Genomic DNA, 18,836 nt, shown 5'->3' with positions numbered 1-18,836 from the left:
CGGGCCCGCACCGGACCCCCGTCCCCGAACCGGAACCGACCATGAGCGATACCACCCTGTTCACGCCCGTGCGCCTGGGCGCGCTGGACCTGCCCAACCGTCTGGTGATGGCGCCGCTGACCCGCTCCCGGGCCGTCGCGGGCAACGTGCCGAACCCGCTGGCCGTGACCTACTACCGGCAGCGCGCCACGGCCGGCCTCATCATCGCGGAGGCGACGCAGGTCACGCCCGAGGGCCAGGGCTATCCCGACACGCCCGGCCTCCACACCGACGCGCAGGTCGCCGGCTGGCGCGCCGTCACCGACGCCGTGCACGAGGCGGGCGGCCGCATCGTCGTGCAGCTCTGGCATGTCGGCCGCGTCTCGCACCAGAGCTACCAGCCCGGCGGCGCCCTGCCGGTGGCGCCCAGCGCCATCAGCCCCGGGATCAAGCTCTATACCCACCAGGGGCTGGTGGAGGCCCCCACCCCGCGCGCCCTGGAGATCGAGGAGATCCCCGGCATCGTCGGGAAGTTCGCCGCCGCCGCCGCCCGCGCCCGCGAGGCCGGCTTCGACGGGGTGGAGATCCACGCCGCCAACGGCTACCTGATCGACCAGTTCCTGCGCAGCGGCTCCAACGCCCGCACCGACGCCTATGGCGGCAGCGTGGAGAACCGCGCCCGCCTCCTGCTGGAGGTGACGGCCGCGGTGACGGACGTGCTGGGCGGCGACCGGGTGGGCGTGCGCCTCTCCCCCACCAATGCCGTGAACGGCATGTCCGACGCCGATCCGGCGGCCACCTTCGGCCATGCCGCCGCGGCGCTGAACCGTTTCGGGCTGGCCTATCTGCATGTGATCGAGCCGCTGCGCGACGACCACCCGATGAGCCCGAAGGGCACCGCCCGCGTCTCCCGCCAGCTCCGGCAGGCGTTCACGGGTCCCTACATCGTCAACGGCGGCTACGACAAGGCGACGGCCACGCGCGCCCTGGCGGACGGTCAGGCCGATGCGGTCGCCTTCGGCGTGCCCTTCATCGCCAACCCCGATCTGGTCGAACGCTACCGCCTGGATGCGCCGCTGAACGCGGCCGACCCTGCTACCTTCTACGGCGGCGGGGAGAAGGGCTACACGGACTATCCGTTCCTGTCCGAACTGCAGCCGGTCTGACGGGCTTGCGGGCCGGCGGCCCTCAGCGGCCGCCGGTGGCGGAATGTCCGGCGGCCCTCAGCGGCCGCCGGTCAGCCGGTCCAGAAGCTCGCCGATGGAACTGGCGGGCGGGGACGGGGCCACCGCCTCCTCCGGCGTGCGCTCCGCCACCAGCGGTTCCGGCACGGCGCGGCCCGGCCCGCCGTCCAGCCCCGGCAGGTCGCGCGGCGGCAGCCCGGTATGGGCCGCCATCATGACGTCGTGCCAGAGCCGCGCCGGCAGGGTGCCGCCGGTGATCCGCTTCATCGGCGCGCCGTCGTCGTTGCCCATCCAGACCCCGGCCACCAGATCGGCGGTGAAGCCGACGAACCAGGCGTCGCGGTAGTCCTGCGTCGTGCCGGTCTTGCCGGCGGCCATGCGGTCCAGCCGGGCGGCGCCGCCCGTGCCGTAGGCGATCGGCGCCAGCAGCAGCCGGGTCATCGCCGCCACCTCCGGCCCGGAGACGGCATAGCCCGCCCCGGAGCCGCGGCGCTGGTACAGGAGCTGGCCGTTGGCGTCGCGGATCTCCAGGATGGCATAGGGCATCACGGCCCGGCCGCGGTTGGCGAAGGTGGCGTAGGCGCCGGTCAGTTCCAGCAGGGTCACTTCGCTGGTGCCCAGCGCCAGCGACAGGTCGCGCCGCATGGTCGAGGTCAGGCCCAGCCGGCGGGCCACGCTGATGGCGTTGTCCACGCCCGACGCCTCCAGCAGGCGCACGGTCGCCGTGTTCACCGAATGGGCCAGGGCGTCGCGCAGGGTGATCTCGCCGCGGTACTTGCCGTCATAGTTCTCCGGCGCCCACTTGCCCTTGCGGTAGGGCGCGTCCAGCACAGTGGAGGTCTCTGTCCAGCCCATCTCCAGGGCCGACAGGAAGACCACCGGCTTGAAGGCCGATCCGGGCTGGCGCAGGGCCTGGGTGGCGCGGTTGAACTGGCTCTCGCCGTAGTCGCGGCCGCCCACCAGGGCCTTCACGGCGCCGTCCGGCGTCATCACCACCACGGCCGCCTGCCCGACCCGCGCCTCCGCCCCCGGACCGCGCAGCAGGGCCGCCACATGGCTTTCCGCGGCGCGCTGGATGGCCGGATCGAAGGAGGTGTAGATGACCAGATCGCCATGGTCGGGACCGACGAAGGCGGCCACCTGGTCGGCCACCCAGGCGGCGAAGTAGCGGCCCTCGCCCTCGCTGCCCGGCTTGCGCCGCGGCACCGGCGGAATGTCCAGCGCCGCCCGCATCTCCGCCTCGTTGATGTAGCCCTCGTCCAGCATGGCGCGCAGCACCACCTCCGCCCGCTCCAGGGCGCGGTCGGGGTTGGCGGCGGGGGTGTAGCGCGACGGCGCCTTCAGCAGGCCGGCGATCACGGCGGATTCGCGCAGCGTCAGTTCCGTCGCCGGCTTGTTGAAATAGGTCCGGGCGGCGGCGTCCACGCCATAGGTGCCGGCCCCCAGATAGACCCGGTTCAGATAGGCGGTCAGGATCTCCTGCTTGCTGTAGCGGCGCTCCAGCCAGACGGCCAGCAGCGCCTCCTGCACCTTGCGCTTCAGGGTCTGGTCCGGCGTCAGGAACAGGTTCTTGGCGAGCTGCTGGGTGAGCGTCGAGCCGCCCTGCACCACCCGCCCGGCGCGGTAGTTGGTCACCGCGGCGCGGGCGATGCCGATCGGGTCCAGCCCGAAATGGCTCCAGAAGCGCCGGTCCTCGGTGGCGACCACGGCATTGACCAGATGCGGCGGAAGCTGCGTCACGTCCACCGTGGCGCCGCGCAGGTCACCGAAGCGGGCGAAGGGCGATCCGTCCGCCGCCACCAGGGTGACCGCCGGCCGCCGTTCCACCTGCACGGCCCCGCTCACGTCGGGCAGGTCGTGCGCGAACCAGGCCACGGCGAACAGGCCGGCCATGAAGACCCAGATCGACGCCACCACGGCGGTCCGCAGCAGGATGCCGGGCCAGCGCCGTCCGGCCCGGCGCGGCACCGGCCGTTGCGGCGGCGGCGGGGCGGGGCGGGGCGGCGGGCGGAGGGGGGGGACGGGTGTGCTCACGGGCGGGGTCGGGTTCCGTGCGGGCGGGGTCCGGGGCGGCGCCGGGTCGCGCCAGGGCTGAACGATGCTGAACGACCCTGAACGATAGGGTCGCGGCGGTGCCGGCGGAAGCCTCGGCCGCAAATGCCGGCGACACTGTGGCGCGGCTGCCGCAACCCCCCGCCCGGCACAGGTGGCAGGCGAAAGCGGCGAGACTACGGCGCCTGCATGAAAGCGCGGTGAATGCCCCCTCTGGCGGTGTCTCCCCCTTCCGCCCCCGGCGGTTTCCGCGCCAGAGTGGGCGGGCCCCGGCCGCCATCCGTTCAGGCCATCCGTTCAGCCCGTCCGTTCAGCCCTCATGGACCTGCCCGAGATACAAGCCGACTGGCTCACCCCGCCCGACCTCGCCACCGCCGCCCGGGTGCAGCGCGACCTGGCCGGGCGGGTGGTGCCGCACGGCCCCGACGGGCCGGTCCGCACCGTCGCCGGGGTGGATGTCAGCCAGTTCGGCCGCGACCCCTCGGGCCGGGTCTTCGCCGCCGTCGTCCTGCTGGACGCCGCGACGCGGGAGGTGCTGGAGGTGGGCACGGCGATGCGGGTGGCGCCGATCCCCTACGTGCCCGGCTTTCTGGGCTTCCGCGAGGTGCCGGCGCTGCTGGCCGCGTTCGGGGCGCTCTCGCGCCGGCCCGATCTGGTGCTGGTGGACGGGCACGGAACCAGCCACCCGCGGGGCCTGGGCATCGCCGCCCATCTGGGGGTGCTGCTGGACATCCCCGCGATCGGCGTCGCCAAGAGCATCCTGGTCGGCGCGCCGGCGGGCGAGCTGGGCGGGACCCGGGGCAGCCGGGTGCCGCTGGTCTGGCAGGGGCGGACGATCGCCACCGTGCTGCGCAGCAAGGACAGGGTGGCGCCGCTCTATGTCAGCACCGGCCATCGGATCGACGAGGAGGCGGCGGTGGACTGGACCCTGCGGCTGGGCGGGCGCTACCGCCTGCCGGAACCGACCCGCCGCGCCCATGAGGCCGCGAACGCTTTCCGCCGCGCCTGGGGGACGGGCGCGGCGGAAGGGTCGGGCGTCTGACGCGGGAGGGGGTCAGGCCGCCCGCACGGTGCCGAGGAAGCCCTCGACCTGCCGGCGCAGCGTCTCGGACTCGCGGGCCAGCCCGCCGGCCGTGCCCTGCACCTGGGTGGCGGCGGAGCCCGTCTCCTCGGCGGCGTGGGTAACGCCGGAGATGTTGCTGGAGACTTCCGAGGTGCCGGCCGCCGCCTGGGCCACGTTGCTGGCGATGTCGCGGGCCGCGGCCTGCTGCTGCTCCACCGCGCTGGCGATGATGGTGGAGATCTCGCTCATCCGGCCGATGGTCTTGAAGATCGCCTGGATCGACCTGACCGCCTGATCGGTCGAACTCTGGATGCCATCGACCTGCGATCCGATCTCCTCCGTCGCCTTCTGGGTCTGCAGGGCCAGCGCCTTGACCTCGCTCGCCACGACCGCGAAGCCCTTGCCCGCCTCGCCGGCGCGGGCGGCCTCGATGGTGGCGTTCAGCGCCAGCAGGTTGGTCTGCTGCGCGATGGTGTTGATCAGTTCCACCACGGCGCCGATGCGCTGGGCCGTGTCGGCCAGGGTGTGCATCGTCTCGTCCGTCAGCTTCGCTTCCCGCACCGCCTGATCGGCGATCTGGCTGGAGCTGGCGACCTGCCGGGCGATCTCGTGGATGGAGGTGGACAGTTCCTCCGTGGCGCTGGCGACGGTGTTGACGTTCACGCTGGCCTGTTCCGCGGCGCTGGCGACGGCCGTGGCCTGCCGCGTCGTCTCCTCGGCGGTGGCGCCCATGGCCTGGGCGGCGGCCTCCATCTCCGTGGCGGCGGAGGCGACGGCCTCGACCACGCCCTTCACGCTGCGTTCGAACTCGCCGGCCATGCGCAGCAGGGCCTCGCGCCGCTGCCGTTCGGCGGCCGCCTTCTGCTCCGCGGCCTCCGCCTCCATCCGCCGCATGGCGAGACCGTTGTCCTTGAAGACCTGGAGCGCGCGGGCCAGCGTGCCGACCTCGTCGCGCCGCTCGGTGCCCACGACTTCCAGGGTCAGGACGCCGCCGGCGATGGTCTGCATGGCGCCGGCCATCCGCGCCAGCGGCCCGACCACGAAGGCCAGCACGATCCAGGCCAGCAGCCCCAGCCCGCCGACGAGGCCGATGGCGGAGACCAGCACGAGGCGGGTCTCGACGCTCGCCGTCAGGTCCTTCGTCTCGGCCACCGTGCGGTCCATGTCGGCGGAGGTCAGGCCCACGACCGTGCCGGCCAGATCCTCGGCCTTCAGGCGCAGCATCCGGACAACGGTGGCGGACTGCGATGCCGCTTCGGCGTCGCGGTTCTCCATGGCCAGTGCGACGGTCCGCGTCGCGCCGTCCCGGAAGGCGGCGACCGCGTCGCGCAGGGCCTCGTTGCCGACCCGGCGCTCCGCCGAGGAACTGCGCGCCACCAGCTCCTCGGCCGCGTCCAGGGCGGACTTGGAGGCGGTCTCGAAACTCTGCCGCGCCGCCTTCTTGGCGGCGGTCTCCGACTCGATGATGGCGTTCTTTTCGGCCACGGTCGCTTCGTTCAGGCGGGCGACCACGGTCAGGGCCAGGGCCTGCCGCTTGGCCACGCCCTCGATCGCGGCGTTGGACGCCCGGCTGAGCTGCTGCACCCCGGCATATCCCTGCCAGCCGACCGCGACCAGCACGGCAACCAGGACGATCATGGGGATGGCAAGTTTTCCAAGCAGGGGGAGGTTGTTGAGCGTGCGAACCATGGCTGTGCTCCTTTCCCGGCACGGCAGCGGACTGCCGTTTCGCACGACTCTCGATAGTATAGGTTGATGAACGATTAACCCCCAGGTCGTTGGAAAGGGACCAGTACGGGCTGCGGCGACGCACCGCGCCTGCCCCCTGCGCGCACAGGGCAGGCGGGGTGTGCGTGCCCGCCTGCCTGCCCGGCAGAAGCGGGACTCAGATCGCCCGGCCGGCGTCGCGCCAGTAGGGTTCGCGCAGCTTGCGCTTGAAGATCTTGCCGCTGTCCTCCCGGGGCAGGCTGTCGCGCAGCTCGATCCGCTTCGGCACCTTCAGCCCGGCCAGCCGCGCGCGCAGCCAGGCCCGGATCGCCTCCGCCGTCAGGTCCACGCCGTCTTCGGCCTGCACCACGGCCATCATCGCCTCGCCCAGATCGTCGTCGGGGATGCCGAAGCAGGCGCAGTCCTGCACGCCGGGCATGGTGATCAGGGCATGCTCGACCTCCGCCGGATAGAGGTTCACCCCGCCGGAGATCACCATGTCGCGCTTGCGGTCGCAGAGATAGAGATAGCCGTCGGCATCGACGTACCCGACATCGCCCGAGGTGATCAGCCCGTCATGCTCCACCTCGCGGCGGCGCTCCTCCTGCCCGTGATAGGTGAAGTCGGGCATGTGCCGGTGCCGGCTGTAGACCTCCCCCGGTGTGCCGGGCGGCACCGGCTGCTTCCGGTCGTCCAGGATGCGGACCTCCACGTCGGGCGGCGGCCGGCCCACGGTGCCGGGGTGGCGCAGCCACTCCTCCGACGTGACGAAGGTGACCGTCGCCGCCTCGGTCGAGGCGTAGAACTCGTTGATGACCGGCCCCCACCACGCGATCATCGCCCGCTTCACGTCGGGCGGGCAGGGGGCGGCGGCATGCAGCACGAAGCGCAGCGAGCTGACGTCGTAACGCCGCCGCACCGCCTCGGGCAGTTTCAGCAGCCGCACGAACATGGTCGGCACCAGATAAAGATGCGTGATCCGGTGCCGCTCGATCAGCCGCAGCAGATCCTCGGGGTCGAAGCGGGGTTGCAGCACCAGCAGCCCGCCCTCGCGCAGCACCGACAGGCCGTAGGCGTTCGGCGCCGTGTGGTAGAGCGGGGCCGCCATCACGCTGCGCACCGGGCCGTCGATGCCGAACACCAGCACCCGCATGCGGTTGACCAGCGCGTACTGCTCCGGCGTCGGCGGCAGCCGGCGCACGCCCTTGGGCCGGCCGGTGGTGCCGCTGGTGTAGATCAGGCTGGCCGGCGGCAGTTGCGGCGGCCGGTCCCAGGGGGCGTGCGCGGCCAGGAAGTCCTCCCACCCCGTCATGCCCGGCGGTACGGCCGCCTGTTCCGGCGGCACGCCGTGCGCCGCCCGGACCTCCGGCGGGGCGGGCACCACCAGCACGGGGATGTCGGCCGGCAGGGCGGCACCGATCCGGGGGATCAGGTCGGCATGGATGACCAGCGCCTTCGCACCGCAGTCCTTCAGGATGTAGGCGGTCTCGTCGGCCCGGTAGTGGAAGTTGACGGGCGTGGCATAGGCGCCCAGGTCGCCCGCCGCCAGCGACGCCTCCAGCAGCGGGAAGTCGTTGCGCAGCATCAGCGCCACCGCGTCGCCACGCCCCACCCCCAGCGCATCGAACCCGCGGGCCGCGCGCAAGGCGCGCAGCCGAAGCTCCTGCAGCGACAGCGCACGGTCGCCGCTGACCAGTCCGGCCTGCATCCGTTTCCTCCCTGACCGATTATCGTTGTCCCGCTCTGGCGGCGGTCGGGGCAGTGTAGCGCAGGGGTGCCGCAGGGGACGCCGGGCCGGGGCCGGCCTGTCCGCTGCGCGGGTGCGGCCCGGCGGGCGCCGGGAGCGGGAACCGGATTCGTATGGCCGCAGCCCGGCCACATCCCGGCCCCATCCCGATAGATGGGATTTGACAAACCCTTCCTTTACCATCGACCTTTAGACCGGGAGTGATGCAGCCACCCGGGGTAGTCCATGTTTCCCGCCATCGGCCTGTTCGGCGTCTTCTTCTGCGTTTTCGGCGGATACATCATCTTCGGCGGCAAGATCGGCATCATCGTGGAGGCCCTGCCGAAGGAAGTGATGATCATCGGCGGTTCCGCCGTGGCCTCCTTCCTGATCGCCAACAGCTCGCACGTCATCAAGAAGTCGATGGCGGACATCAAGCGCATCTTCGGCGGCGCGCGTTTCCATAAGAAAGAATACATGGAGCTTCTGTCGCTCCTGTACCAGATTCTCAAGACGATGAAGACCAAGGGCGTCCTCGCCATCGAGCAGCACATTGAAAAGCCGATGGAGAGCAATATCTTCAATGCTTATCCCAGCATCATGAAGGACCCCTTCACGATCAAGTTCATTGCCGATTACCTGCGCATGTTCTCCATCGGTGTGGACAATCCGCACGAGATGGAGTCGCTGATGGAGCAGGAGATCGAGAAGGCGAAGCACGAGGATCTGCACTCCTCCCACGCCCTCCAGACCATGGCGGACGCCATGCCGGCGCTCGGCATCGTCGCGGCGGTGCTGGGCGTCATCAAGACCATGGCATCGATCAACGAACCGCCGGAGGTGCTGGGCAAGCTGATCGGCGGCGCCCTGGTCGGCACCTTCATGGGCATCTTCCTCTCCTACTGCATCGTGGCGCCCATCGCCTCGCGGCTGAAGGCCATCACGGAGGAGGAGATGCAGTTCTACATGGTCATCCAGGCGGCCATCACCGCGCACCTCGCCGGCTACGCGCCGCAGGTCTCGATCGAAGCGGCGCGCAAGAAGGTGCCCAGCGACTACATGCCCGACTTCAACGAGCTGGAAGAGGCGCTCTCGGCGATCAGTTGAGGCGGCCTGTCGGGCGGGTTGAGCCCGGCCGCCCGCCGGGCTATGCTCCGTCCCGGTCGGCAGTTCACCCAGGCGTCGCCATCCCGAAAGGGAATGCTGAACCTGCCATCATCCGCTTCGACGGACACGCGCTTCCACGGCCATCCTTCCCGTGCCGCGTCGCAAGGGCGACCCCGACAGGTCCCGACGGTGGGCAGTCCCGCCGCAGGACCGGCACGTCCGGGGATACGCCATGACCAAGCTCGACATACCCTTCCTTGCCGATGACATCTCCGCCGTGGCGAAGTCGCTGCGGGCCCAGCTCGGCGCGGCAGAACGCCCGCCCGGCCATTGCGAGATGCTGAACATGCTGGCGCGCTCCGCCGGCTACCGCAACTTCCAGCACTACCGCGCCCAGATCGCGGCGCGCGACCGGCTGGCCCGCCCGCCGGTGCCGGAGCCGACGGTGGACCAGGTCCGGCTGGCGCAGCTCCTGCGCTATTTCGGGCCGCAGGGCCGGCTCGCCCGCTGGCCGTCGAAGTTCAGCCACCAGGAGCCCTGCCTCTGGGTGCTGTGGTCGCGCATCCCGGCCCGCCGCACCTTCGCGGAGCGGGAGGTCAACGCCCTGCTGGCGGCGAACCACGATTTCGGCGACCACGCGCTGCTGCGGCGGGAGCTGATCGACTACGGCATGATGATGCGCGCCGTCGATGGCAGCGCCTACCGGCGGGTGGAGCGGCAGCCGCCGCCGGACGCCCGCGCCCTCATCCGCCTCGTGGCGGAGACCCGGGGCGGCGCCCGGACCGGGTAACTGGCCGGCCGGCTGACCGGCCCGCGGGCAGGGCCGTGGTGCGCCTTGCCCCGCGGCCCCGGCCCTGGCGACACTGCCGCCGCATCGCGCTACGGCGACGGGCGACGGCAACAGGCGACGGGAGGACGAGCCATGAAGACAGAGGCCGAGCGGGCGGATACCGCCGCGGGGGAGGAGGTGCTGTACGCCCAGGCGGACGGCATCGCCACCATCACCCTGAACCGGCCGGACCGGATGAACACCATCTCCGGCCCCATGCTGGACCGGCTGGCCGAGCTGCTGCTGCGGGCCGACCGCGACCCGGCGGTGCGGGTGGTGGTGCTGACCGGCAGCGGCCGGGCCTTCTGCGCCGGGCTGGACCTGCGCACCGGGCTCCAGTTCGAGGCGGGCGACGGTCCCGTCGCCCCGTCCGCCACCCCCACCAGCATCGACCTCACGCGCAGCCCGCCGACGGTGCTGCACGCCATGGACAAGCCGACGATCTGCGCCGTGAACGGGGCGGCGGCGGGCTACGGCATGGATCTGGCGCTGGGCTGCGACCTGCGGGTGATGGCGGCCTCGGCCAAGCTGTCCGCCGCCTTCTGCCGGCGCGGCGTGCTGCCGGAGTCCGGCTCCACCTGGCTGCTGCCGCGCATGGTCGGCTGGGAGACGGCGGCCGAGCTGATCTTCACCGGCCGCGTCCTGCCGGCGGAGGAGGCGAAGGCGCTGGGGCTGGTCGGCCGCGTCGTCCCGGATGCCGACCTGCCCGCCGCCGTCGCGGCGCTGGCGCGGGAGATCGCGGACAACGCGCCGCTTGCCGTGCAGGCGTCCAAGCGCATGATGCGGATGGGCCAGAACCAGACCTTCCCGGACCATGTCCACCATGTCTATCTGCAACTGCTGACGCTGGTCGCCACCGCCGACTTCCGCGAGGGCATGGCCGCCTTCCTGGAGAAGCGCAGGCCTGCCTTCAAGGGCCGCTGACGGGGCGCCCCCTTCCCCCCTCCCTCCGGGACCTGCCATGCGGATCGACCTCGACACCCTGTCGCCGCGCGACCGCTACAGGCTGGTGGTCAGCGCCGTCGTGCCCCGGCCCATCGCGCTCACCACCACGGTGGACGCGGCCGGCCGGGTCAACGCGGCCCCCTTCAGCTTCTTCAATGTCATGGGCGGCGACCCGCCGGTCCTGGTCATCGGCACGGAACGCCATGCCGACGGCCGGCCCAAGGATACCGGCGCCAACATCCGGGAGACGGGGGAGTTCGTCGTCAATCTGGTCTCCGAAGCGATGGCCGGGGCGATGAACGTCTGTGCCATCCCCTTCCCGCCGGGGGAGGACGAGCTGCGCCGGGCCGGGCTGACCCCGGTCCCCGCCGCGTGCGTGCGGCCGCCCCTGATCGCGGAAAGCCCGGCCAGCTTCGAATGCCGCCTGATGCAGGCGGTGGACCTGGGCGGCGGCGGCACGCTGAACATCGGCCGGATCGTCTCGCTGCACATCCGGGACGAGTTCTTCGATGCCGACCGCCGCCATGTCCGGACAGAGGCGATGGGCCTGATCGCCCGCATGCATGGCAGCGGCTGGTACGCCCGTACGGGCGACCTGTTCCGGATGGAGCGTATGACCTACCCCGAACGGACGAAGGAAGGAGAAGTCGGCCCTTCAACGGGGGATTGATCTGTCTCACCCCGGCACGGGGCGGGTGCTGGTACTGTTGGGGTGGGTTTGGACGTGAAACCGACACCATCAGGGGGGGAGGCACGCCATGGTTCCCGACTATGCCGACATGGAACTGCGCAAGGAGGCCCTGGCCACGGCCCGGCTGCTGCTGGACTGCGGGGCGGTGCGGTTCGACACGGGCACGACCTTCAGGATCGGCGAGGGGGTGGAAAGCCCCCTGCATGTGGACGCCCGCCGTGTGCTGGCCTGGCCGGGGCCGCGCAACCGGCTGATCGATCTGGCGGTGGAGGCGATCGAGCGGGATGTCGGCGGCGACGGGCTGGACGCCATCGCCGCCTGCACCGAGGGGCAGGGGGTGCCCTTCGCCACCCTGATCGCGGACCGGCTGGACCTGCCGCTGCTGTTCGTCCGCCGCGGTCCCAGCGACGACCCGCACAAGTCGGTGGTGGAAAGCCGGGTCGAGCGGGGCTGGCGGGTGATGCTGGTGGAACAGCTCGCCACCGACGGCCACCGCAAGGCGCGCCTGATCGCTCCGCTCCAGCAGGCCGGGGCGAACGTGCAGGAACTGTTCGTGCTGTTCCAGTACGGCGTCTTCGACCGCATCCACGAGAACCTGTCGCCGCTGGGCGTGCGGCTGCATGCGCTGGCGACCTGGTGGGACCTGCTGGAGGTGGCGCGGGAGGGCGCCTACCTGCCGCAGGACGCGCTGGACGAGATCGACCGCTTCCTCAGGAACCCCGACCGCTGGTGCCCCACCTGCCGCCGGGTGGAGGAGGATGACGGGGCCTAGCCGCCCCGCCTTCGGGCGGGGGGCCCCCCGTCTTTGCAGGGGGAAACACCGGAAAGCGGCGACCCGCCGGGTGACCGGCCGGGCCGGGCGCTGTTGCCTCCGCCGATGCCGGGCGCCCGCCGATGCGGGGCGTGCGGCATCGGTGATCGCGCCCGGCATCCCGCCGGCCGCCCTGCACGGAGGCCCGCCCCGATGTTCATCCGCCAGAACCGGCTTCAGTACCACGCCCGGCCGTCGAAGCCCGACCCGCTCTATGCCCGCAAGCTCCAGGAGCTGATCGGCGGCCAGTGGGGCGAGATGTCGGTCATGCTCGGCTACCTGTTCCAGGGCTGGAACTGCCGCGGCCCCGCCAAGTACCGCGACATGATCCTGGACATCGGCACCGAGGAGATCGGCCATGTCGAGATGCTGGCGACGATGGTCGCACGGCTGCTGGAAAGCTCGCCCGTGGAGGCGCAGGAGGATGCCGCCAAGGACTCCATCGTCGGGGCCGTGCTGGGCGGCAGTCGGGTCGAGGACGTCATCCTGGCCGGCATGAACCCGCAGCACGCCATCGTCAGCGGCGGCGGGGCGGCTCCGTCGGACAGCAACGGCAATCCCTGGTCGTCGCGCTACATCGTCTCCAGCGGCAACCTGCTGGCCGACTTCCGCTTCAACGTCACGGCCGAGAGCCAGGGCCGCCTGCAGGCGACCCGCCTCTACGCGTTGACGGAGGATCACGGCGTGCGGGACCTGCTGTCCTTCCTGATCGCCCGCGACACCATGCACCAGAACCAGTGGCTGGCCGCCATCCAGGAGCTGGAGGCCGACGGGCTGGAATCGACGCCCTGCCCCTCCAGCTTCCCGCAGGAGCGCGAGCTGGGGCAGGTCGCCTACCAGTTCATGAACTTCTCGGAGGGGACGGAAAGCGCCCAGGGGCGCTGGGCCCGGGGCCGCGCGCCGGACGGGCGCGGCGATCTGGAATATGTCGCCGATCCCAGGCCGATGGGGGAGGCGCCGGTGCTGGGTCAGGTCGATCCCCGCCTGCACGGCACCCCGGCGAAGCCGGTGCCCTCCGGCACCTGACGGCCCGCGGCCTTCCCTGGATACGGCACCGCCCGCCCCGGAGGGTCCGGGACGGGCGGGTCCGTGCAGGCTCATACGCCGTCGGCGGGAGCCGTCTCACGCGCCGTCGGCGACGATCTTCTCACGCGCCTTCGGCGACGGCCGTCTCACGCGCCTTCGGCGACGATGCGCTCATAGGCCGGCAGGGTCAGGAACTCCACGAAGCGGTCGGTGAAGACCAGATCGGCCAGCATCCGCCCGGCATCCTCGTACTTGCCGGCGGCATAGCGGTCGGCGCCGACGCGCTCCTTCCAGGCGGCCAGCTCCTCCGCGATGACCGTCTCCACCATGGCCCGGTCCACCCTGCGGCCGTCGTCCAGGGCGGAGCCGTTGTGCAGCCACTGCCAGATCTGGGTGCGGCTGATCTCGGCCGTGGCCGCGTCCTCCATCAGGTTGAACAGCGGCACGCAGCCCAGCCCGCGCAGCCACGCCTCCAGATAGCCGATGGAGACGGAGACGTTCATGCGCAGCCCGGCCTCGGTCTTGTGCCCGTCGGGCACGCGCAGCAGGTCGGCGGCGGTGACCGTCACGTCGTCGCGCTGGCGCGCGATCTGGTTCGGCCCCGGCATCAGCCGGTCGAACACCTCCAGCGCCACCGGGACCAGCCCCGGATGCGCGACCCAGGTGCCGTCATGGCCGTTGGACGCCTCGCGCTCCTTGTCCGCCTTCACCTTGGCAAAGGCGGCCCTGTTCGCCTCCTCGTCGCCCTTGATCGGGATGAAGGCGGCCATGCCGCCGATGGCCGGCGCGTTGCGGCGGTGGCAGGTCTTGATGGCCAGCAGGCTGTAGCTGTTCATCATGTGGGTGGCCATCGTCACCTCCGCCCGGTCCGGCAGCACGGCGCCGGGGTCGGTGCGGAACTTCTTGATGAAGCTGAAGATGTAGTCCCAGCGCCCGCAGTTCAGGCCGGCCGAGTGGTCGCGCAGCTCGTACAGGATCTCGTCCATCTCGAAGGCGGCCAGGATCGTCTCGATCAGCACGGTGGCCTTGATCGAGCCGTGCGGCACGCCCAGCGCCTGCTCGGCGTAGGTGAAGGCGTCGTTCCACAGCCGCGCCTCCAGATGGCCCTCCATCTTCGGCAGGTAGAAGTAGGGGCCGCTGCCGCGGGCCAGCAGCTCCTTGGCGTTGTGGAAGAAGAACAGGCCGAAGTCGAACAGGCCGCCGGAGATCGGCCTGCCGTCCACCAGCAGATGCCGCTCCTCCAGGTGCCAGCCGCGCGGCCGGACCTTCAGCACGGCCGGCTTCTCGTTCAGCCGGTAGTGCTTGCCGCTGGCCGGATCGGTGAACTCGATGGTCCGGCGCACGGCGTCGCGCAGATTGATCTGACCCTCGATCTGGTTGGCCCAGGTCGGGGTGTTGCTGTCCTCGAAGTCCGCCATGAACAGGCGCGCGCCGCTGTTCAGGGCGTTGATGATCATCTTGCGGTCCACCGGGCCGGTGATCTCCACCCGGCGGTCCTGGAGGTCCTGCGGCAGCGGCGCGATGGTCCAGTCGCCGGCGCGCACGTCCGCCGTCTCCGCCAGGAAGTCCGGCTTTTCGCCGCGGTCCAGCCGCGCCTGCCGCGCCTCGCGGGCGGCCAGCAGCTCAAGCCGGCGGGCCCCGAAACGGCGCTCAAGCTCGACCACGAAGGCGATCGCCTCGGGGGTCAGGATCTGCTCGAAGCCGGGCTGCACGGCGCCCTTCAAGGTGACGCCGGCGGGCAGGGTGGTCATCGCTCACATCCTCCTGGTGGTCTCTGTCCGGTTGGTTCGGTCCGCGGTCCGGTCGTGCCGCGGCTGGTCGGGATCGGGCCGGGTGACGGCCGGCGCTGCCGCCGATATGGCGGCTGCGGCCCTGGCTGTCGAGCCCGGATCGGGATGCGCCGGCCGCCGGGGGCGGCAGGCGGGAAGGGGACGGCCGTGCTGCGGGCGGTCGTGCTGCAGGCGCTCGTTCTGCGGAAGCGCGACGGGTCGGGGAACGGCGAACGCTCCGCCCGACCGGAACCGGCGGACGGCCCGGTGGCGGAGGGCATGGACCTCCCGGCAGCCGCCGGACGGGCGGCTCCGGGAGAGCGGTCCGCGCCGGGGTCTAGAGACCGCCGGCCGGGGCGGGGTCCGGCTCCTTCCAGTGCGTCAGCACCGCGGCGAAGCCACCGACGGAGCAGAATGCCATCCACGGCGTGGGTTCGGGTCGTGCCCGGTGCCCGTCCATCGGGGCCGTCGGGCGGGCGGTTTCAGTCCTACCTTTGGAACCATCGGCAATGTAGCGATCCATCGCGCCACCTTTCTTGGGTTCCCGGCCCCCGCGGCTGCGGACGCCGGCCGGTCGGAGGGAAGAGAAGCGACCCGCACGGGGCTTGCCGGTCCACGGCGATCCAGTGCGCCGGTTTCCGGTCGGGCGCCGCGTCCGTCCCTTCAGCAGAACGGGGCGGTCCCGGTGCAATCCCCGTGGCGGGGTCCTTGGTACGGGGCGGGGGCGGTCCAGCGCACCCCCGCCGGCTCCGGGACCGCCGTCCGCTTCAGCGCGGCCGGCGGCATCCGGAGGGAGGCGATCAGTGGAACTGGTCGGTCTCGGTCGAGTCCTTCATGGCGGTGGTGGAGGACAGGCCGCCGGAGATCGCCAGGCTGACCTGGTCGAAGTAGCCGGTGCCGACCTCGCGCTGGTGCTTCACGGCGGTGAAGCCCTTCTCCACGGCCGCGAACTCGCGCTGCTGCATCTCGGAGTAGGCGGCCATGCCGCGCTCCTTGTAGCCCTTCGCCAGTTCGAAGGTGGCGAGGTTCAGCGAGTGGAAGCCGGCCAGCGTGACGAACTGGTACTTGTAGCCCATGGCGCCCAGCTCAGCCTGGTACTTGGCGATGGTCGCGTCGTCCAGGTTGGCCTTCCAGTTGAAGGAGGGCGAGCAGTTGTAGGCCAGCATCTTGCCGGGGAACTTCTTGTGGACGGCCTCCGCGAAGCGGCGGGCGTCGTCCAGGTTCGGCTTGGACGTCTCCCACCACATCAGGTCGGAATAGGGCGCGTACTCCAGCGCGCGGGCGATGCAGTAATCGACGCCCACGCCCTTCTTGATCCGGAAGAAGCCTTCCGGCGTGCGGTCGTTGCGGTCGATGAAGGGATGGTCGCGCTCATCCACGTCGGAGGTGATGAGCTGCGCCGACTCGGCGTCGGTGCGGGCGATCACCAGCGTGCTGGTGCCGCAGACATCCGCGCCCAGGCGGGCGGCGTTCAGCGTGCGGATGAACTGCTGGATCGGGATCAGCACCTTGCCGCCCAGATGGCCGCACTTCTTTTCCGACGCGAGCTGGTCCTCGAAGTGGACGCCGGCGGCGCCCGCCTCGATCATCGCCTTCATCAGCTCGAAGGCGTTCAGCGGGCCGCCGAAGCCGGCCTCGGCGTCGGCGATGATCGGCGCGAACCAGTGGGTGTCGCCCTTGCCCTCGGCCGTCTGGATCTGGTCGGCACGCTGCAGCGCGTTGTTGATGCGCTTGACCACCGCCGGGACCGAGTTGGCCGGATAGAGGCTCTGGTCGGGATACATCTGGCCGGCCAGATTGGCGTCGGCGGCGACCTGCCAGCCGGACAGGTAGATGGCTTCCAGGCCGGCCTTCACATGCTGCACCGCCTGATTGCCGGTGAAGGCGCCCAGCGTATGGACATAGGGGCGGGTGTGCAGCAGCTCCCACAGGCGGCGCGCACCCATCTCGGCCAGGGTGTACTCGATCTTGACGGAGCCCGACAGGCGACGGACGTCCTCCATCGTGTAGTCGCGCTTGATGCCGTCCCAGCGCTTCGCGTGGATCGCCTCAAGGTCGGCCTTGGCGGGGGCGCCGTGGTCGAGCGGTGACATCATCTCACTCCTTGTCCGTCGTCCGGTTGCTGTCGTCGCGTTCGTGCCGTTGCGGGTTCAGTGGGCCGCGGGTTCAGTGGTCCGCGGGGTCTGTGGTCCGCTACGTCTGTCGTCGGCGGCCGCTCCGCCGGTTCCCCTCCAGGCCCGGAAGGAAGCGGCGGTCCATTGGTGCGGCGCACACCCGGTAATAAGGCTGGCGGCGGGGAAGCGTTCAATTCTTTCCGGTACCGGCCGGGGCGTAAAATTGTGTTGCGGTCACGCTTGTGGACATCCGGGCTGTAAAGTTGTAAATTCTGTAAATAGTCAAGCCCCTGGAATCGCTGCGCTCCGGCGCCGCGGCGGACCCCGGGAGGGAGCCATGACCGAGAAGAAAGCGATGCTGGGCCACAAGGTCCGCCGGCTGCGCCGCGACCTGAAGCTGACCCAGGCCCAGATGGCGGACGAGCTGGGGATCAGCCCCAGCTATCTGAACCTGATCGAATCGAACCAGCGGCCCCTGACCGTGCCGCTGCTGCTGAAGATCGGCCAGATCTACGACGTGGACCTCTCCACCTTCGCCGAGACGGACGAGACCCGCCTCGTCGCCGGGCTGAAGGAGGTGTTCGCCGATCCGCTGTTCGAGACCAGCGACATCAAGAACCAGGACATGAAGGAGCTGGCGGCCGTCGCCCCCACCCTGGGGCAGGCGGTGGTGCAGCTCTACCGCGCCTACCGCGAGGCGCGGCAGGACCTCTCGGTCCTGGCCGAGAGCATGGCCGACGGCGACAAGCTCCAGACCCAGAGCGTGCAGGCCTTCCCGCAGGAGGAGGTGGGGGAGTTCTTCCAGGCCAATGCCAACCATTTCCCCGATCTGGAGATCATGGCCGAGAGCCTGTGGATCGACGGCGACCTGGATGCGGGCGACCTCTACGGCAGTCTGGCGACGCATCTCCAGAAGCGGCACGGCGTCCGGGTGAAGCTGATGCCGGTGGAGGTGATGGGCGGCACCGTCCGGCGCTACGACCGGCACTCCAAGCGGGTGCTGGTTTCGGAGATGCTGCCGCCGACCGGGCGCACCTTCCAGCTTGCCGCCCAGCTCGCCCTGCTGCGCCACCGCGACGTGCTGGACGGCATCGTGGAGCAGGGCGCCTTCGCCAGCGAGGAGGCGAAGCGGCTGGCCCTGATCGGGCTGGCCAGCTATTTCGCCGCGGCGGTGATGATGCCCTACGGCCGCTTCCTGGAGGCGGCGAAGGCGCTGCGCTACGACCTGGAAATCCTGATGCACCGCTTCGTCGCCAGCTTCGAACAGGTGGCGCACCGGCTGACGACCCTGCAACGGCCGGGGGCGAAGGGCGTGCCCTTCTTCTTCCTGCGCATCGACAATGCCGGCAACATCTCCAAGCGGTTCAGCGCCCTGCCCGCCTTCCACTTCGCCCGCTTCGGCAGCGCCTGCCCGCGCTGGAACGTGCATGACGCCTTCCGCATGCCGGGCGCGATCCAGACCCAGCTCGCGCAGCTCGCCGACGGGACCGTCTACTTCTCCGTCTCGCGGCGCGTGGTGAAGGCCGGCGGCGGCTGGAAGAACCCGGCCCGGCAGTTCGCCATCGCGCTGGGCACCGACATCGCCCATGCCGGCCAGCTCGTCTATGCCGACGGGGTGGACCTGCACAACAAGGCGGCGGCGACGCCGATCGGCGTCAACTGCCGCCTCTGCCCCCGGCTGGACTGCACCCAGCGCGCCTTCCCGCCGCTGAACCACCGGCTGGAGGTGGACGAGAACATCCGCGGCCTCAGCAGCTACGTGGCGGTGGGCGAGGTCTGACGCTCTTGGGTCCCCCGGCCGCCGCATGGTAGGATCACGGACCGCGGAGATGC

Annotated in this window: 14 protein-coding genes; 9 read left to right on the top strand and 5 right to left on the bottom strand. The window is 71.1% G+C overall.

Annotated features, from left to right (window positions below):
• Positions 1 to 41 precede the first annotated feature (41 nt).
• On the top strand, positions 42 to 1,145 hold the full coding sequence (locus RC1_RS12940; protein ID WP_012567857.1) for an alkene reductase: 1,104 nt from the start codon (positions 42 to 44) through the stop codon (positions 1,143 to 1,145).
• A 57-nt stretch (positions 1,146 to 1,202) separates the two neighbouring features.
• On the opposite strand, the gene RC1_RS12935 is transcribed toward RC1_RS12940, so the two are convergent.
• Positions 1,203 to 3,197: a transglycosylase domain-containing protein gene (locus RC1_RS12935; protein WP_012567856.1), complete on the bottom strand. Its 1,995-nt coding sequence runs from the start codon at positions 3,195 to 3,197 to the stop codon at positions 1,203 to 1,205.
• Between the two features lie 337 nt (positions 3,198 to 3,534).
• Here RC1_RS12935 and RC1_RS12930 point away from each other — a divergent pair, with 337 nt between their 5' ends.
• Positions 3,535 to 4,257 carry an endonuclease V gene (locus RC1_RS12930; RefSeq protein WP_012567854.1) on the top strand — a complete coding sequence of 241 codons (723 nt, stop codon included), beginning with the start codon at positions 3,535 to 3,537 and terminating at the stop codon, positions 4,255 to 4,257.
• A 12-nt stretch (positions 4,258 to 4,269) separates the two neighbouring features.
• On the opposite strand, the gene RC1_RS12925 is transcribed toward RC1_RS12930, so the two are convergent.
• Positions 4,270 to 5,967 carry a methyl-accepting chemotaxis protein gene (locus tag RC1_RS12925; protein ID WP_012567853.1) on the bottom strand — a complete coding sequence of 566 codons (1,698 nt, stop codon included), beginning with the start codon at positions 5,965 to 5,967 and terminating at the stop codon, positions 4,270 to 4,272.
• 196 nt (positions 5,968 to 6,163) lie between these two features.
• Positions 6,164 to 7,693, bottom strand: coding sequence for an acyl-CoA synthetase (locus RC1_RS12920; RefSeq protein ID WP_012567852.1), 1,530 nt, complete (start codon positions 7,691 to 7,693; stop codon positions 6,164 to 6,166).
• A gap of 264 nt (positions 7,694 to 7,957) precedes the next feature.
• Here RC1_RS12920 and motA point away from each other — a divergent pair, with 264 nt between their 5' ends.
• From motA to RC1_RS12890, 6 genes are all read left to right on the top strand, one after another.
• Positions 7,958 to 8,818, top strand: a complete 861-nt coding sequence (gene motA / locus RC1_RS12915; protein ID WP_012567851.1) for a flagellar motor stator protein MotA — start codon at positions 7,958 to 7,960, stop codon at positions 8,816 to 8,818.
• Positions 8,819 to 9,050: 232 nt separating this feature from the next.
• On the top strand, positions 9,051 to 9,608 hold the full coding sequence (locus RC1_RS12910; RefSeq protein WP_012567849.1) for a DUF2087 domain-containing protein: 558 nt from the start codon (positions 9,051 to 9,053) through the stop codon (positions 9,606 to 9,608).
• 132 nt (positions 9,609 to 9,740) lie between these two features.
• The gene (locus RC1_RS12905) at positions 9,741 to 10,571 is read left to right on the top strand and encodes an enoyl-CoA hydratase/isomerase family protein (RefSeq protein WP_012567848.1); all 831 of its coding nucleotides are present in this window, start codon (positions 9,741 to 9,743) and stop codon (positions 10,569 to 10,571) included.
• Between the two features lie 37 nt (positions 10,572 to 10,608).
• Positions 10,609 to 11,262, top strand: a complete 654-nt coding sequence (locus RC1_RS12900) for a flavin reductase family protein (protein WP_012567847.1) — start codon at positions 10,609 to 10,611, stop codon at positions 11,260 to 11,262.
• Positions 11,263 to 11,350: 88 nt separating this feature from the next.
• The gene (locus tag RC1_RS12895; RefSeq protein ID WP_012567846.1) at positions 11,351 to 12,055 is read left to right on the top strand and encodes an orotate phosphoribosyltransferase; all 705 of its coding nucleotides are present in this window, start codon (positions 11,351 to 11,353) and stop codon (positions 12,053 to 12,055) included.
• A 192-nt stretch (positions 12,056 to 12,247) separates the two neighbouring features.
• Complete coding sequence (locus RC1_RS12890; protein WP_012567845.1) at positions 12,248 to 13,120, top strand: manganese catalase; 873 nt, start codon at positions 12,248 to 12,250, stop codon at positions 13,118 to 13,120.
• A 146-nt stretch (positions 13,121 to 13,266) separates the two neighbouring features.
• Here the strand turns inward: RC1_RS12890 and aceB are convergent, their stop codons facing one another.
• Together aceB and aceA are read right to left on the bottom strand one after the other, a co-directional pair.
• Positions 13,267 to 14,871 (bottom strand): malate synthase A, encoded by a 1,605-nt coding sequence (aceB, locus tag RC1_RS12885; protein WP_012567844.1) that lies wholly within the window; start codon positions 14,869 to 14,871, stop codon positions 13,267 to 13,269.
• Positions 14,872 to 15,689: 818 nt separating this feature from the next.
• Positions 15,690 to 16,985, bottom strand: a complete 1,296-nt coding sequence (gene aceA / locus RC1_RS12880; RefSeq protein ID WP_012567842.1) for an isocitrate lyase — start codon at positions 16,983 to 16,985, stop codon at positions 15,690 to 15,692.
• A 355-nt stretch (positions 16,986 to 17,340) separates the two neighbouring features.
• Here aceA and RC1_RS12875 point away from each other — a divergent pair, with 355 nt between their 5' ends.
• Complete coding sequence (locus tag RC1_RS12875) at positions 17,341 to 18,783, top strand: helix-turn-helix domain-containing protein (RefSeq protein ID WP_012567841.1); 1,443 nt, start codon at positions 17,341 to 17,343, stop codon at positions 18,781 to 18,783.
• Positions 18,784 to 18,836: the final 53 nt, after the last annotated feature.

This window comes from Rhodospirillum centenum SW (genome assembly GCF_000016185.1).
Taxonomy (GTDB): Bacteria; Pseudomonadota; Alphaproteobacteria; order Azospirillales; family Azospirillaceae; genus Rhodocista; species Rhodocista centena.
The sequence above is the reverse complement of the archived record's forward strand: the minus strand, read 5'-3'. Positions and strand labels throughout refer to the sequence as shown.

Bases quoted from the DNA above. Each gene is read 5' to 3' on its own strand.
- RC1_RS12940 (WP_012567857.1), top strand. From the start codon at position 42: ATGAGCGATACCACCCTGTTCACGCCCGTGCGCCTGGGCGCGCTGGAC.
- RC1_RS12930 (WP_012567854.1), top strand. From the start codon at position 3,535: ATGGACCTGCCCGAGATACAAGCCGACTGGCTCACCCCGCCCGACCTC.
- RC1_RS12925 (WP_012567853.1), bottom strand. From the start codon at position 5,967: ATGGTTCGCACGCTCAACAACCTCCCCCTGCTTGGAAAACTTGCCATC.
- RC1_RS12920 (WP_012567852.1), bottom strand. From the start codon at position 7,693: ATGCAGGCCGGACTGGTCAGCGGCGACCGTGCGCTGTCGCTGCAGGAG.
- motA (WP_012567851.1), top strand. From the start codon at position 7,958: ATGTTTCCCGCCATCGGCCTGTTCGGCGTCTTCTTCTGCGTTTTCGGC.
- RC1_RS12910 (WP_012567849.1), top strand. From the start codon at position 9,051: ATGACCAAGCTCGACATACCCTTCCTTGCCGATGACATCTCCGCCGTG.
- RC1_RS12905 (WP_012567848.1), top strand. From the start codon at position 9,741: ATGAAGACAGAGGCCGAGCGGGCGGATACCGCCGCGGGGGAGGAGGTG.
- RC1_RS12900 (WP_012567847.1), top strand. From the start codon at position 10,609: ATGCGGATCGACCTCGACACCCTGTCGCCGCGCGACCGCTACAGGCTG.
- RC1_RS12895 (WP_012567846.1), top strand. From the start codon at position 11,351: ATGGTTCCCGACTATGCCGACATGGAACTGCGCAAGGAGGCCCTGGCC.
- RC1_RS12890 (WP_012567845.1), top strand. From the start codon at position 12,248: ATGTTCATCCGCCAGAACCGGCTTCAGTACCACGCCCGGCCGTCGAAG.
- aceB (WP_012567844.1), bottom strand. From the start codon at position 14,871: ATGACCACCCTGCCCGCCGGCGTCACCTTGAAGGGCGCCGTGCAGCCC.
- aceA (WP_012567842.1), bottom strand. From the start codon at position 16,985: ATGATGTCACCGCTCGACCACGGCGCCCCCGCCAAGGCCGACCTTGAG.
- RC1_RS12875 (WP_012567841.1), top strand. From the start codon at position 17,341: ATGACCGAGAAGAAAGCGATGCTGGGCCACAAGGTCCGCCGGCTGCGC.